This window comes from Micromonospora sp. NPDC051006 (assembly GCF_044456245.1).
In the GTDB taxonomy this organism is placed as follows: Bacteria; Actinomycetota; Actinomycetes; order Mycobacteriales; family Micromonosporaceae; genus Micromonospora.
Window position 1 is genome coordinate 63,111 of record NZ_JBITFP010000008.1, and the last position, 12,665, is coordinate 75,775.

Below are 12,665 nucleotides of genomic sequence, written 5' to 3' on the forward strand. Positions count from 1 at the left end.
CCGGAGGTCATCGGACGGCGGGAAGGTCGGAGGTACGGGCGGCCCGGCTGGCCTTGGCCGCCAGGTAGCCCGCGTTGGCCGGGGAGAGGTACAGGCCGGTGGGCACCCGCTCGGTCACCGTCACCCCCAGCCGGTCGAGCTGCACCGCCTTCTCCGGGTTGCTGCTGAGCAGCACGATGGCCGGCACCTCCAGGGTGGCCAGCATCTGCGCCGCCACGGTGTAGTCCCGCTCGTCCTCGCCGTGCCCCAACGCCACGTTCGCCTCGTAGGTGTCGAGCCCCGCGTCCTGCAACGCGTACGCGTCCAGCTTGGCGTACAGGCCGATGCCCCGCCCCTCCTGACGCAGGTAGAGCAGGAAGCCACCGGCCTCGGCGATCCGCTCGACCGCCTCACGCAGCTGCGGGCCACAGTCACAGCGCTGGCTGCCGAACACGTCCCCGGTCAGGCACTCGCTGTGCGGCCGTACCAGCGGCGCGGGACCACCCGCGGCGTGCCGATCCAGTGCCGCCGTCCAGTCCCCGAGGCCGAACGCCAGGTGCTCCCGACCGTCGACGAGCCCTTTGAAGGTGAAGAGGCGGGCGGTGGTGGCGTAGCCATCCGGGAAGCGCAGTGGCACGGTGACCTGGGTGCGGATCGTCGCGACAGGAAGTGCTTCGGGCATGGGTCTCCTTCGTCCGGCGCGGCCCGGATCGGCCGCGCTTCCCGCTCACCACTGTGTCAACACTCAACCACGCAAGGCTCCTTCCCGCGCGTCGGCGCGAGCCGGATCCGCCGGCCGGGTAGCGCCGCGCCGGCGGGCGAGCAGCACGGCCGCGCCGGGCAGGCTGGCCACCAGCACCAGCGCCCCGTACACCGTGGCGGTGGCCACCCCCTCGGCGGCGGTCAGGCCGGCGGCGCCGAACGCCCACGCGGCCACCCCCTCGCGCGGGCCGAAGCCCGCGACGTTCAGCGGCAGCCCCATCGCCAGCAGCGCGAGCAGGGTCAGCGGCACCAGCCGGGACAGCGGCGCGGTCGAGCCGGCGGTACGCGCGGCGACCAGGAAGGTGGCCAGGTGACCGGCGACCATCACCGCGGAGGCGAGCAGCACCCCGAACCAGGTGCGGCGGGCGAGCAGTCCCGCCCGCACGTCGGTGACCGCGGTACGCAGCGTCCGCGCCCAGCGCGACCCGCCGGCGCGAGGCAACGCCCGGGCCAGCAGCACCGCGCCGAGCCCGCCCGCCACCACCAGGGCCGCCGCGGCCGGCAGGTACGGCCGCACCGGCGACGGAAAGGCGACGAGCAGCACCAGCGCGAGGCCCACCTGGACGACCTGGCCGGCGGTCCGCTCCCAGACCACCGCCCGCACGCCCCGGCCGACGTCACCGGCGTCGCGGCCGTGCCGCACCGCGCGGTGCACGTCGCCGAGCACCCCGCCGGGAAGCGTCGCGTTGAGGAACACCGCGCGGTAGCAGTGCGCCACCGCGGTGCCCAGGGGCAGCCGCACCCCGAGCCCGCCGGCGACCAGGGTCCACCGCCAGGCGCCACAGACCGTGGTGAGCACCCCGATCGCCAGCGCCGCGGCAAGCGCCCCGCCGTCGATCAGCGCCAGCCCGGCGAGGAAGGGCGCGCCACCCACCTGCCACAGCAACGCGCCGAGCAGCCCGATCCCGCCGAGCGCCCGCGCCCAGGCCCAGAACATCCGCGCCGGCCCTCCCGTCGAAAGATCGTTCCCTCTCCGGTAGGCACGCGCCGGACGCCCAAAGGGTTCATCCGCCGGCGAGCAGGTCCAGGTGTTCGACCACCACCCCGAGCCGGCCGGCCGCCGCGTCCGCCAGCCGACGGCGGGCGTACCCGGCCGCCGGGACGGCCAGCTCCGGCCGCTGCTCGCAGGCCGCGGCCAGCCAGCCGCGGAACCACTCGGCCGCCAGCTCGCCCTGCGCGGCACCCAGCCGCCACGGGCTGGCCCAGGTCTGCACGGCGACCCCGTGCCGGGCGAAAGCCGCCACGGTGGCGTCGACCGCGTCCGGGCCGAGCAGGCGCCGGCCGTCGACGGTACGGCGCTGGTGCTCGTTGAAGGCCGCCTCGACCTGCGCGTCCAGCGGATGGGCCGGAGTGAGCCGCACCCGGCCGGTGACCGAGATCATCAGCAGCGTCGGGGCGTCGGCCGCGGCGCAGGCGGCCACCACCCGCTCGACCTCCTCGGCGGTGAACATGTCGAGCAGGGCGGACGCGGTGACCAGGGCCGCGCCGGCGAAATCCGCGGCGGTCAGCCGGGTGAGGTCGGTGCACCGGGTCGCCACGCTGACCGGGGCACCGTCGGCCGAGGTGACCGTTTCGGCCGTGGCATGGGCGAGCAGCTCCGGATCCCGGTCGTAGAGGATCCAGTGCTGCGGCCCGGGCAGGCGCGGGGCGAGCCAGCGCAGCATCGACCCGGTGCCGCTGCCCAGGTCGTGCAGCACGATCGGCCCGGCGGCCGGCAGCCGACGGCGGACCACCTCGACCAGTCCGTCGGCGCGCGCCGCCGCGTCGGCGGCCTCCCGCAGTCGCAGCCACGCCGCGAACGACAGCAGTACGTCGGTACTCATGCCGCACCCACCCCGCTCAGCACCGACGCCAGCCGCGTCGCCGTGACCTGCCAGCCGGCGAGGGTGTCCCGGCGGGCCCGGGCCGCGTGGGCGAGCCGGCGGCGCAGCGTGGCGTCGTCCAGCCACTGGCGCAACGCGGCGGCCAGCGCCGGCGGGTCGTCCGGGGCCACCAGCAGCCCCGGCAGCTCGCCGTCCGGCGCCCGGCCCAACGCCTCCGGCAGCCCGCCCGCCGCCGTGCCGAGCACCGGAAGCCCCCGGGCCAGCGCCTCGGTGACCACCATGCCGTACGTCTCGCCGCGTGAGGGGAGCACCAGCAGGTCGGCGGCGGCGTACGCGGCGTCCAGCGCGGCCCCGGTGCACGGTCCGGCCAGGCGGACCCGGTCGGCCAGCCCCGAGCGGGCCAGGCCGGCCCGCAGGTCGGCCACGAAACCGGGATCGCGGGTGAGCGCGCCGACGCAGACGCAGCTCCAGGGCAGCTCCGCGACCAGCGCCAGCGCGTCGACCAGCACGTCGTGCCCCTTGGTCGGGGTCACCGCCGCCACGCAGAGCAGCGCGGCGCCGGTGCCGGTGCCGGGCGCCACGGGCGCCGGGTCCACCCCGGGCGCGGCGACGTGCACCCGCTGCGCGGGCAGCGGATACCGGTCGAGCAGCCGCCGGCGGGTCCAGTCACTGGTGGCGACCACCGCGCTCGCCGCGGTCAACGTCCGCTGCTCGGCGTCGTCGCCGAGCAGCATGTGCACCAGGACGACCAGCCGCAGCCGGGCCGCCTGCGGGGTCAACACCTCCGGCGCCGGCGAGGCGACCAGCCCGTCGAGCAGGACCACCGCGCCGTCCGGCAGCGCCGCGAGCACCCCGGCCAGCGCGGCCCGGGCGGTCGCGTCCGGCTGCGGCCAGTCACCGGGTACGGCGTGCTCGTGCACACGCCAACCCTGCTCGGCCAGCCCCCGGCAGACCCGCCGGTCGTACTGGTTGCCGCCGCTCGGCGTGGCCGGGTCGTCGATGTCGTTCGGCAGCACCACGTGCACCTCGCGAACGCCCACCGACCCGGCCTCGAACCTCACCGCGGGGCCGGCGAGCCCAGCTGGGCTCGCAAGCTCACTCCTCGCGCTCACAGTGCCGGCCTTTCGTTCGCGACTGCGGGGCTCGCAAGCTCACTCCTCGCGCTCACAGTGCCGGCCTTTCGTTCGCGACTGCGGGGCTCGCAAGCTCACTCCTCGCGCTCACAGTGATCGCTCGTAGCTCGCCCACGCCACGTGCGACTCGTGCAGGGTGACGGTGATGCCGGCCAGGCCGCGCGCGCCCTCGCCGAGCTGACCGGCGTGCACCCGTTCGGCGAGCCGGTCGGCGACCGTCCGGGCCAGCACCTCGGTGGTGGTGTTGGTTCCCGCGAAGGCGGGCTCGTCGTCGAGGTTGCGGTAGGTCAGCTCACCGAGGACGGCCTTGAGCTGCTCGGTGGCCAGGCCGATGTCGACCACGATGCCGTCCGCGTCCAGGTCGGCGCGGCGGAACGTGGCGTCCACCACGAACGTCGCGCCGTGCAGCCGCTGCGCGGGCCCGAAGACCTCGCCGCGGAAGCTGTGGGCGATCATCATGTGGTCACGGACGGTCACACTGAACACGGATCACTCCCCGTCGTAGGTGATGAGGTGGCAGAGCGCGGGCAGTTCGCCCGACGTCAGGCGGCCGAGCACGTCCGGCAGCTCCGCGAAGCGGGACGCGCCGGTGATCAGGGCATCGAAGGCGGGATCGTCGAGCAGGTCCAGGGCGAGCGCCAGCCGGTCGGTGAAGCTCCGAGACCCCCGCCGGGCCGGGGCGACCGTGCCGACCTGGCTGCCACGGATGCTCAACCGTCCGCTGTGGAACACCCCGCCCAGCGACAACTCGACCGGGCGGTCGCCGTACCAGCTCAGCTCGACGACGGTGCCCTCCGGGCGCAGCAGCTCCAGCGAGCGTTGCAGGCCGGCGGCGCTGGCGCTGGCGTGCACCACCAGGTCGCGTCCGGTGGCCGCGTCGGCCGGCGACGCGAAGTCGACGCCGAGCGCGCCGGCGATCCCGGCCCGGCTCGGGTCGGTGTCGACGAGCTCCACGCGCACCCCGGGAAAGCGGGCGAGCAGGGCCGCGACGCAGCAGCCCACCATGCCGGCGCCGACCACGCTCACCCGGTCGCCCAGCAGGGGCGCGGCGTCCCAGAGGGCGTTCACCGCGGTCTCCACCGTGCCGGCCAGCACGGCCCGGGCCGGCGGCACCCCGTCGGGCACCGGTACGACCGCCTTGGCGGGGACCACGTACCCGGTCTGGTGCGGGTAGAGGCAGAAGACGCTGCGGCCCAGCAGGTCGGCCCGGCCCTGCTCGACCGTTCCGACGTTGAGGTAGCCGTACTTCACCGGGGCCGGGAAGTCGCCCTCCTGAAAGGGCGCGCGCATCACGGCGTACTGGTCGGCGGGCACCCGGCCGGCGAAGACCAGGGTCTCGGTGCCCCGGCTGACCCCGGAGTAGCAGGTCCGGACCAGCACCTCGTCCGGCCCCGGTGCCGGCAGCGTGACCGGCCGGATCTCCCCCTGACCAGGCGTCCGAAGCCAGAAGGCGTGCGCCTCACGGGTCACCGGCTGCTCCTCACCTCGGGCCTGACCGAACCGAACGGCCCCGTCATCCGTGTTCCCTGTCAGGGTCGTCGATCATAAACACGGAGGCACGGTGCCCACAGTTCGAACTGGTCCGCTGATCGGGCTGACCGCCCAGATCGTCCTGCTCGGCGCGCTGGCCGCCACGGTCGGGCTGACCGGCCCGGGTTGGCTGGTCGGCGTGGGCTACGGCCTGGTCACCTGTGTCGCGCTCAGCCGCGGGCTGGGACGCGCGGGCGCGGTACGCCTCGGACCGGCGGACCGGGTGACGCTGACCCGGGCCGTCCTGGCCGGCGGGGTGACCGCGCTGGTCGTGGACGCGGCGATCGGCCGGCCCACGCCGGTCGGGCTGCTGACCACCCTCACCGTGGTCGCGCTGCTGCTGGACGCGGTCGACGGCCGGGTCGCCCGGCGGACCGGCACCGCCAGCGCACTCGGCGCCCGGTTCGACATGGAGGCCGACGCCTTCCTCCTGCTGGTGCTCAGCGTGCACGTCGCGCCGAACGCCGGCGGCTGGGTGCTCGCCATCGGCGGGATGCGGTACGCCTTCGTCGTCGCCGGCTGGGCGCTGCCGTGGCTGCGCGCGACGCTGCCCGCCCGGCAGTGGCGCAAGGTGGCCGCGGCGGCGCAGGGGATCGTCCTGGCGGTCGCGTTGGCCGGCGTGCTGCCGCACCGGTGGGCCACGCTGCTGGTGGCCGGCGGTTTGGCGCTGCTCGTCGAGTCGTTCGCGCGCGACGTGTTCTGGTTGTGGCGGCACCGCCCCCTGCGGCCCCGCCCCCGCCCGACCGGGCACGTCGCCGGGGTGGTTCCGGTCCAACTGGTGGCGGAGCGGGTGCGCGTGCTGCCGGGCGGGGCGACGGCCCGACCGCCGGCGCTGGCCGTCGGCGCCGCCCGCGCCGACGAGTGGGGACGTTGATGGGCGCCGAGGCAGAGCCGTCCGCCGACACCGGCGAGCGCACGGAGGACCGGCCGGTCGGCGACGCGGCGGCGTCGCGTACCCCGATCGCCGGCGGCGGGTGGCGGGTGGCGCGGTCGGTCGCGGCCGGGCTGCTCACCATGCTGGCCGGCGTGTTGGTCTTCGCCGCCCTGGTCGGCCCGGACCGGATGGACCGGTTGACGCCCGGCGCCTTCCTGCGTATCCCGCTGGAGGGGTTGCTGGGCGTCGCCCTGCTGCTGGCGCTGCCCGGGCGCGGGCGGCGGGTGGCGGTCGCGCTGGCCGGCCCGCTGCTCGGCCTGCTGGCGGTGCTGAAGCTCGCCGACCTGGGCTTCGACTCCGCGCTGGCCCGGCCGTTCGACCTGGTCCTGGACTGGGCGCTGCTGGACGACGCGTTCGGCTTCGTCACCGACTCGGTGGGCCGGGCCGGCGCGGTCGGCGCGGCGATCGGCGCGCTGCTGCTCGCCGCCGGCCTGCTGCTGCTCATGACGCTCGCGGTGCGCCGGCTGACCGGGCTGGTGGTCCGGCACGACCGGGCCGCGACCCGGACGGTGGCCGCGCTGACCGTCGCCTGGGTGGCCTGCGCCGCGTTCGGGGTGCGGGTCGGGCCGGGCGTGCCGGTCGCGGACACCGGCGCGAGTGCCCTGGTCAGCGCACACGTCGCCCAGGTGCACGCCCGCTTGCGGGACCGCACCACGTTCACCGCCGAGATCGCCACCGACCCGTTCCGGGACACCCCGGGCGACCAGCTGCTGACCGGGCTGCGGGGCAAGGACGTGATCCTCGCGTTCGTGGAGAGCTACGGACGGGACGCGGTCGAGGACCCGGAGTTCGCCCCGGAGATCGGCGCGCTGCTCGACGCCGGCAACCGCCGGCTGCGCGCCGACGGGTACGCCGCCCGCAGTGGCTTCCTCACCTCCCCCACGGCCGGCGGCGGGAGCTGGCTGGCCCACGACACGCTGCTCTCCGGGCTGTGGATCGACAACGAGCAGCGCCACCGCAGCCTGCTGGCCAGCGACCGGCTCACCCTCAACGGCGCGTTCCGGCGGGCCGACTGGCGCACGGTCGGGGTGATGCCGGCCGCCACCCAGCCCTGGCCGGAGGGGACCTTCTTCGGCTACGACGGCTACTACGACGCCGAGCGGCTCGGCTACCGCGGCCCGAAGTTCAGCTACGCCCCGATGCCGGACCAGTACACCCTGGCCACCTTCCAGCGCACCGAGCGGGCCCGCGCCGACCGGCCGCCGCTGATGGCGGAGATCCCGCTGATCTCCAGCCATTCCCCGTGGACGGCGGTGCCCCGGCTGATCGGCTGGGACGACGTGGGCGACGGCTCGGTCTTCGCCCACGCGGCGGCCAGCACGGAAGGACCGGGAGACACCGTCCGCCGCTCGACGGCCGAGGTACGCGCCGGCTACCGGCTGTCGATCGGGTACTCGCTGGAGACCCTGATCTCCTACGTCGAGACGTACGGCGACGACGACCTGGTGCTGGTCTTCCTCGGCGACCACCAGCCGGCCCCGGTGGTCACCGGCCCGAATGCCAGCCGGGACGTGCCGATCACCATCGTCGCCCGAGATCCGGCGGTCTTCGACCGGATCGCCGGATGGGGCTGGCAGGACGGCCTGCGGCCAGGCCCGGACGCGCCGGTCTGGCCGATGGACGCGTTCCGCGACCGGTTCCTCACCGCGTTCGGCCCGACGGTTAACCCGGCCGCCGCCCGACCGACCCGGTGAGCCGCCACTGGGCCGGGAGCCGCGCCGAAGCCGCCGGTAGATTTCTTCCCGGGTCGCTGTCCGGAACGGGGCACGCCGATCGTCACCCTGGTGGAGTCACACACCGAGGAGTACGACATGAAGTACATGATGTTCGTCTGCACCGACACCGAGCCGGACGCCGACCCGAGCGCGGCGCCGGACATCCACCAGTGGGTGGCCGAGCGCGACGCCCGGGGCCAGCGCCTGCAGGGCGACGCGCTCGCCCCGCCGGCCGCGGCCACCACGGTCCGGGTCCGGGCCGGTGAGCTGCTGGTCAGCGACGGCCCGTTCGCCGAGACCAAGGAGGTGATCGTGGGCTTCGACCTGCTGGAGTGCGCCGACCTCGACGAGGCGATCGAGGTGGCCCGCAGCCACCCGATGGCGTACGCGGGCCGGATCGAGCTGCGGCCCTTCATGGACCTGGACGCCTGATCCGGTGACGGAGGCGTCCAGGGCGGTGGCCGCCGCGGGTCGGGAGTCGTTTCCGCGGATCGTGGCGGCGCTGATCCGGGTGACCGGCGACTGGACGCTCGCTGAGGACTGCGCCCAGGAGGCGCTGACGCTCGCCCTGGAGCGCTGGCCCCGCGACGGCGTACCCGGCAATCCGGGCGGCTGGCTCATGACGGTCGCCCGGAACCGGGCCGTCGACGTGCTGCGCCGGGCCGACACCGAGCGGCGCAAGCTGCGCGAGTTGGCGCTGCTCACCGAGCAGGAGGTGGCGCCGCCGAGGGCCGGGGAGGAGGACGTGGTGGACGACCGGTTGCGGCTCATCTTCACCTGCTGCCATCCGGCCCTGGCGATGGAGGCCCGGGTGGCGCTCACCCTGCGGACCGTCTGCGGGGTGGCCACCGTCGACATCGCGCGCGCCCTGCTGGTCAGCGAGTCGACGATGACCCGCCGGCTGACCCGGGCCAAGGCGAAGATCGCCCAGGCCGGCATCCCCTACCGGGTGCCGAGCGGCCCGGCGCTGGCGGAGCGGCTGCCCGGCGTGCTGGCCGTGCTCTACCTGCTCTTCACGCGGGGCTACGACGCCGACGGCGAGCCGGCCTTCGCGGACGAGGCGATCCGCCTGGCCCGGCTGGTCGACGGGCTGCTGCCCGGTCAGCCGGAGGTCGCCGGGCTGCTCGCGCTCTTCCTGTTCCAGCACTCCCGCCGGTCGACCCGGCGCGACGCCGCGGGCAACCTGCTCACGCTCGACCGGCAGGACCGGTCCCGGTGGGATCACGCCGCCGTCGCCGAGGGACTCGACGTGTCGCGCCGGGCCGGCGAGGACGGCCCGTACGCGCTCCAGGCGCGCATCGCCGCCTGTCACGCCACCGCCCGCAGCAGCGCCGAGACCGATTGGCCGGCCATCGCCGGCTGGTACGACCGGCTGGCGCGGCGCTCCGCCTCGCCGGTGGTGGAGTTGAACCGGGCCGTGGCGCACGGCTTCGCGTACGGGCCGGCGACCGGGTTGGCCCTGCTCGCCGGGGCACGCGCCGGCGGCACGCTGGACGGCTACCCGCCGGCGCTCGCCGCCGAGGCCGAGCTGACCGCCCGCCAGGGCGACCGGGTCCGAGCCGTGCGGCTGTTCCGGGCCGCCGCGGCGATGAGCGACGCGCCGAGCGAGCGACGCGCGCTCACCGACCGGGCCGACGAGCTGGCCCTCGATCGCTAGGCGAACCGCAGGTGGCGGCGCTGGCGCAGCCGTACGGCGCCGGCCACCGCGACCAGGACGGTGAGCGTGACCGCGACCGTGATCCCCTGGGTGAGGCCCCGGCTCAGGTAGCCACCGCCGGTGTGGTCGATGGCGTACGTGGCGATCTCCCGGCTGAACCAGAACGGCAATGCCCGGGTGATGTTGTTCGCCGGGTCCATCACCATCTGCAGGCCGACGACGGTCAGCAGCACCAGCGTCCCCTCCAGCTCGCGGGGCAGCACCGCGCTGAGCAGCAGGCCGAACGGGGCGGCCACCGCCACGGTCAGCGCCATGATCAGGGCGATGGCGGCGTACCGGACGTCGTGCTGGTCGACGAGGATGAGCACGAAGTACGGCGCGGAGAGCAGCACGCCCACCGTCCAGAGGGCGAGCAGCCGCCCGAGCACCAGGTGCAGGCTGCCGTAGCCGGACAGCCGCAGCCGGGGTTCCATCCCGCGCGCCGCGCTGCCGGCGAAGAGCGCCGCGGTGCTCAGCGCCCAGCCCAGCCCCAGGCAGACGAAGCGGATCGACTGGCCGAGGTAATCGCCGCGGCGGCTGAGGTAGAAGGCGAGCGGCAACAGCAGCAGGATCAGCAGCACCGAACGCCGGCGCAGCAGTTCCCGCAGCGCGGACTCGGCCACCACGAGGATCTTGGTCATGCGCGGCGCTCCCGAGGGGTGGTCAGGTCGAGCACGATGTCGACGCGGTCGAGCTGGTTGAGCAGGTGGGTGACGACGACGATGGCCTTGCCGGCGTCGCGCCACCGCCACACCTCGTGCCAGAAGTCGAGATAGGTGCCCCGGTCGAAGCCCTGGTAGGGCTCGTCGAGCAGCAGCACGTCGGGTTCGCCCAGCCCGGCCAGCACCAGGTTCAGCTTCTGTCGGGTGCCGCCGGAGAGGTGTCGCGTCTGCGTGCCGGCCGGCGGGGCCCAGTCCAGCGCGGCGGCCCCGGCGCGGCCGGACCGCCGGGCCGCGCTCCGGTCCAGCCCTCGGCCCGCCCCGACGAGTACGAAGTGCTCGTCGGGGTCGAGGAACTCGGCGGTGCCGCCGTCCTGCGGGCAGTAGCCGAGGGTGCCGTGCACCCGCACGGTGCCGGCGTCAGGGCTGAGCATGCCGGCGCAGATCCGCAGGAAGGTGCTCTTGCCCGCGCCGTTGGCGCCGACCACCGCGGCGATCTCCCCCGCGCGGACGGTCAGGTCGACCCGGTCGAGCACGGTGCGTCCGCGGTAGCGCTTGGTGATGCCCTGCGCGGCGAGCCGCACCGGGCCCGGCTGTCGGCGGGGCGGGCGCAGGTCGGGCCCGCCGACGCTGTCGGCGACCGCCCGGGCGTACGTCTCGGGTGGGCCGAAGACCCGTAGCGGCGGCTCCCCGCTCTCCCGCAGGTGGGTGGCGGCCTCGGCGACGACGTGGCCGGTCAGGTCGGGGCCCACCCCGTGCCGGCGCAGCTCGCCGGTGAGGGCGGCGAGCCAGGCGTGGTGGTTCACCGCATCTGCTCCTCGCTCAGTATCGCGCCCACGCTCGCGGCGAAGGCGGTCCAGTCGGTGCCGGTCGTGCGCAGCGCCTCGCTGCCGGCCGGGCTGATCCGGTAGTACTTGCGGGCCGGGCCGGTCTCCCCTTCGCGCCAGTGCGCACTCACCAGTCCGGAGCGCTGCAGGCGCAGCAGCACCGGGTAGAGGGTGCCGCCCTGCACGGCGCCGAGCCCGTGGGCGCGCAGCGCCTGGGACAGCTGGTAGCCGTAGGACTCCCCCCGGCTGAGCAGCGCGAGGACGCAGAGGTCGAGCACCCCGCGCAGCCACTGCGCCCGCCGTTCCTGGTCCATCCCGGCCCTACCGGGACCGGGTGGTGCGGGCCGCTCGAAAGATCACGTGGGGACGATAGCGCCGCCACCTAGGTAGCGCAACAACCTAGTCGGCCCTCCGGTCGTGCCTCACCGCCGCGACGGGCTGGTCGACGGGGCAGGCGTAGGCGGTGCGGGCGGCGAGTTGCCAGCGGCGGACCGGGGCGCCGCAGCGGCGGCACTCGTCGCGCTTGTACACCCAGCGCTCGTCGGGGGTGGTCGGGTCACTGACCACCTGTCCGGCGTCGCGGCCCAGCGCCAGATAGCGCACCGCGAGCTCCCAGAGCCGCCGCGCCGGCGCCGGCCCGATCCCTCGCGCATCCGGGTCGAGACCGGCGAGGAAGAGCAGCTCGGCACGCCAGGCGTTGCCGATACCCGCCCAGGTCGCCTGGTCGAGCACGGCCGCGCCGATCGCGCCACCGGCCGCGGACATCCGCCGCACCGCCTCGGCCGGATCGGCATCGGCCCGCAGCGGGTCCGGGCCGAGCGAGGCGCGCAGCGCGCGCTCACCGTCGGCCGGAAGCGGCTCGCACCGGATCGGCGCGATCAGGTCGTACGCGACGCGCTCGCCGGCGAGCCGCAGGCGCACTCCCCCGCGGGGCGGCACGGCGGGGTCGTCGTGGCGCAGGAAGAGCCCGCGCATGCCGAGGTGCACGTGCAGGGCCGGGCTGTCGTCGAAGTGGTAGAGCAGGTGCTTGCCGTACGCCTCGACGGCCCGCAGCGTCCGCCCGGCGTACGGGTGCGGGTCGAATCGGCCCTGCGGGCTGGACAGCGCCGGAACGCTGCCGGCCAGCGCGGAGTGCTGCTCTCGCGCGTACCGGTGGATCAGGTGGCCCTCGGGCATGCCCGGCGGGTACCCGGCGCCATTGCGGGAAAACACCCGGTTTACCCGCCGGTGCCCGGGTTTCCGGCCCGCCATCGGGGAACTAAGGGGTGCGAACAGTGCCGTGGCCCGCCCGCCGAGAGGATGCGAGATGACCGTCAACCCGGATGATCCGCTGCGCGAACCACCGGAGGCCGACGCGATCGAGCAGCGTCAGACCGTGGTGGACGACGCGGAGCAGGACGTCACCGCGACCAGCACCCCGGTGGAAGCCAGCGAGGCGGACGTGGCCGAGCAGAGCGCGCCGCCGGCCGGCGAAACGGACTCGCTCACGCTCCTGCCGGAGGACGCCAACCCGGCCGACGCCCTCGAACAGCGAGAGTCGATCATCCCGGCCGACGAGGACCACCGGCCCTGACGGCAGACCGCCCGTGCACGCAGCCTTCCTCGCG

Annotated in this window: 15 protein-coding genes; 5 read left to right on the plus strand and 10 right to left on the minus strand. The window is 75.4% G+C overall.

Annotation, left to right across the window (positions count from 1 at the left end; translation table 11 throughout):
• Nucleotides 1-7: 7 nt before the first annotated feature.
• The 6 genes from ribA to ACIBBA_RS15460 all read right to left on the minus strand — a co-directional run bounded on the left by ribA (nt 8) and on the right by ACIBBA_RS15460 (nt 5,167).
• Nucleotides 8-661, minus strand: coding sequence for a GTP cyclohydrolase II (ribA, locus tag ACIBBA_RS15435; RefSeq protein WP_396697604.1), 654 nt, complete (start codon nt 659-661; stop codon nt 8-10).
• A 63-nt stretch (nt 662-724) separates the two neighbouring features.
• Entirely contained in the window at nt 725-1,678 is a 954-nt protein-coding gene (locus tag ACIBBA_RS15440; RefSeq protein ID WP_396697606.1) for a YbhN family protein, read from the minus strand.
• Nucleotides 1,679-1,745: 67 nt separating this feature from the next.
• Entirely contained in the window at nt 1,746-2,564 is an 819-nt protein-coding gene (locus tag ACIBBA_RS15445) for a class I SAM-dependent methyltransferase (protein ID WP_396697608.1), read from the minus strand.
• A complete protein-coding gene (locus tag ACIBBA_RS15450) occupies nt 2,561-3,604 on the minus strand; it encodes a glycosyltransferase family 4 protein (protein WP_396697610.1) in 1,044 nt (347 codons plus the stop codon). The genes ACIBBA_RS15445 and ACIBBA_RS15450 overlap by 4 nt, the downstream gene beginning before the upstream one ends.
• Nucleotides 3,605-3,784: 180 nt before the next feature.
• A complete protein-coding gene (locus tag ACIBBA_RS15455; protein ID WP_350870191.1) occupies nt 3,785-4,183 on the minus strand; it encodes a 6-carboxytetrahydropterin synthase in 399 nt (132 codons plus the stop codon).
• Between the two features lie 3 nt (nt 4,184-4,186).
• Complete coding sequence (locus ACIBBA_RS15460; RefSeq protein ID WP_396697612.1) at nt 4,187-5,167, minus strand: zinc-binding alcohol dehydrogenase; 981 nt, start codon at nt 5,165-5,167, stop codon at nt 4,187-4,189.
• A 91-nt stretch (nt 5,168-5,258) separates the two neighbouring features.
• Here ACIBBA_RS15460 and ACIBBA_RS15465 point away from each other — a divergent pair, with 91 nt between their 5' ends.
• From ACIBBA_RS15465 to ACIBBA_RS15480, 4 genes are all read left to right on the plus strand, one after another.
• Entirely contained in the window at nt 5,259-6,101 is an 843-nt protein-coding gene (locus ACIBBA_RS15465; RefSeq protein WP_396697614.1) for a CDP-alcohol phosphatidyltransferase family protein, read from the plus strand.
• Nucleotides 6,101-7,855, plus strand: a complete 1,755-nt coding sequence (locus ACIBBA_RS15470) for a sulfatase (protein ID WP_396697616.1) — start codon at nt 6,101-6,103, stop codon at nt 7,853-7,855. Before ACIBBA_RS15465 ends, ACIBBA_RS15470 begins: the two co-directional genes overlap by 1 nt.
• 117 nt (nt 7,856-7,972) lie before the next feature.
• Nucleotides 7,973-8,308, plus strand: a complete 336-nt coding sequence (locus ACIBBA_RS15475) for a YciI family protein (RefSeq protein WP_357057601.1) — start codon at nt 7,973-7,975, stop codon at nt 8,306-8,308.
• A gap of 4 nt (nt 8,309-8,312) precedes the next feature.
• Entirely contained in the window at nt 8,313-9,533 is a 1,221-nt protein-coding gene (locus ACIBBA_RS15480) for an RNA polymerase sigma factor (protein ID WP_396697618.1), read from the plus strand.
• Here the strand turns inward: ACIBBA_RS15480 and ACIBBA_RS15485 are convergent.
• From ACIBBA_RS15485 to ACIBBA_RS15500, 4 genes are all read right to left on the minus strand, one after another.
• Nucleotides 9,530-10,213 (minus strand): hypothetical protein, encoded by a 684-nt coding sequence (locus ACIBBA_RS15485; protein WP_396697620.1) that lies wholly within the window; start codon nt 10,211-10,213, stop codon nt 9,530-9,532. The genes ACIBBA_RS15480 and ACIBBA_RS15485 overlap by 4 nt on opposite strands.
• Nucleotides 10,210-11,037, minus strand: a complete 828-nt coding sequence (locus tag ACIBBA_RS15490; protein WP_396697622.1) for an ATP-binding cassette domain-containing protein — start codon at nt 11,035-11,037, stop codon at nt 10,210-10,212. Before ACIBBA_RS15490 ends, ACIBBA_RS15485 begins: the two co-directional genes overlap by 4 nt.
• Nucleotides 11,034-11,372 (minus strand): PadR family transcriptional regulator, encoded by a 339-nt coding sequence (locus ACIBBA_RS15495; RefSeq protein WP_357057593.1) that lies wholly within the window; start codon nt 11,370-11,372, stop codon nt 11,034-11,036. Before ACIBBA_RS15495 ends, ACIBBA_RS15490 begins: the two co-directional genes overlap by 4 nt.
• A gap of 85 nt (nt 11,373-11,457) precedes the next feature.
• On the minus strand, nt 11,458-12,234 hold the full coding sequence (locus ACIBBA_RS15500; protein WP_396697624.1) for a DNA-formamidopyrimidine glycosylase family protein: 777 nt from the start codon (nt 12,232-12,234) through the stop codon (nt 11,458-11,460).
• A gap of 130 nt (nt 12,235-12,364) precedes the next feature.
• Between ACIBBA_RS15500 and ACIBBA_RS15505 the strand changes: the two genes are divergently transcribed.
• Entirely contained in the window at nt 12,365-12,631 is a 267-nt protein-coding gene (locus tag ACIBBA_RS15505; protein ID WP_396697626.1) for a hypothetical protein, read from the plus strand.
• Nucleotides 12,632-12,665 lie beyond the last annotated feature (34 nt).

Bases quoted from the DNA above. Each gene is read 5' to 3' on its own strand.
- ribA (WP_396697604.1), bottom strand. From the start codon at position 661: ATGCCCGAAGCACTTCCTGTCGCGACGATCCGCACCCAGGTCACCGTG.
- ACIBBA_RS15440 (WP_396697606.1), bottom strand. From the start codon at position 1,678: ATGTTCTGGGCCTGGGCGCGGGCGCTCGGCGGGATCGGGCTGCTCGGC.
- ACIBBA_RS15445 (WP_396697608.1), bottom strand. From the start codon at position 2,564: ATGAGTACCGACGTACTGCTGTCGTTCGCGGCGTGGCTGCGACTGCGG.
- ACIBBA_RS15470 (WP_396697616.1), top strand. From the start codon at position 6,101: ATGGGCGCCGAGGCAGAGCCGTCCGCCGACACCGGCGAGCGCACGGAG.
- ACIBBA_RS15475 (WP_357057601.1), top strand. From the start codon at position 7,973: ATGAAGTACATGATGTTCGTCTGCACCGACACCGAGCCGGACGCCGAC.
- ACIBBA_RS15485 (WP_396697620.1), bottom strand. From the start codon at position 10,213: ATGACCAAGATCCTCGTGGTGGCCGAGTCCGCGCTGCGGGAACTGCTG.
- ACIBBA_RS15495 (WP_357057593.1), bottom strand. From the start codon at position 11,372: ATGGACCAGGAACGGCGGGCGCAGTGGCTGCGCGGGGTGCTCGACCTC.
- ACIBBA_RS15500 (WP_396697624.1), bottom strand. From the start codon at position 12,234: ATGCCCGAGGGCCACCTGATCCACCGGTACGCGCGAGAGCAGCACTCC.
- ACIBBA_RS15505 (WP_396697626.1), top strand. From the start codon at position 12,365: ATGACCGTCAACCCGGATGATCCGCTGCGCGAACCACCGGAGGCCGAC.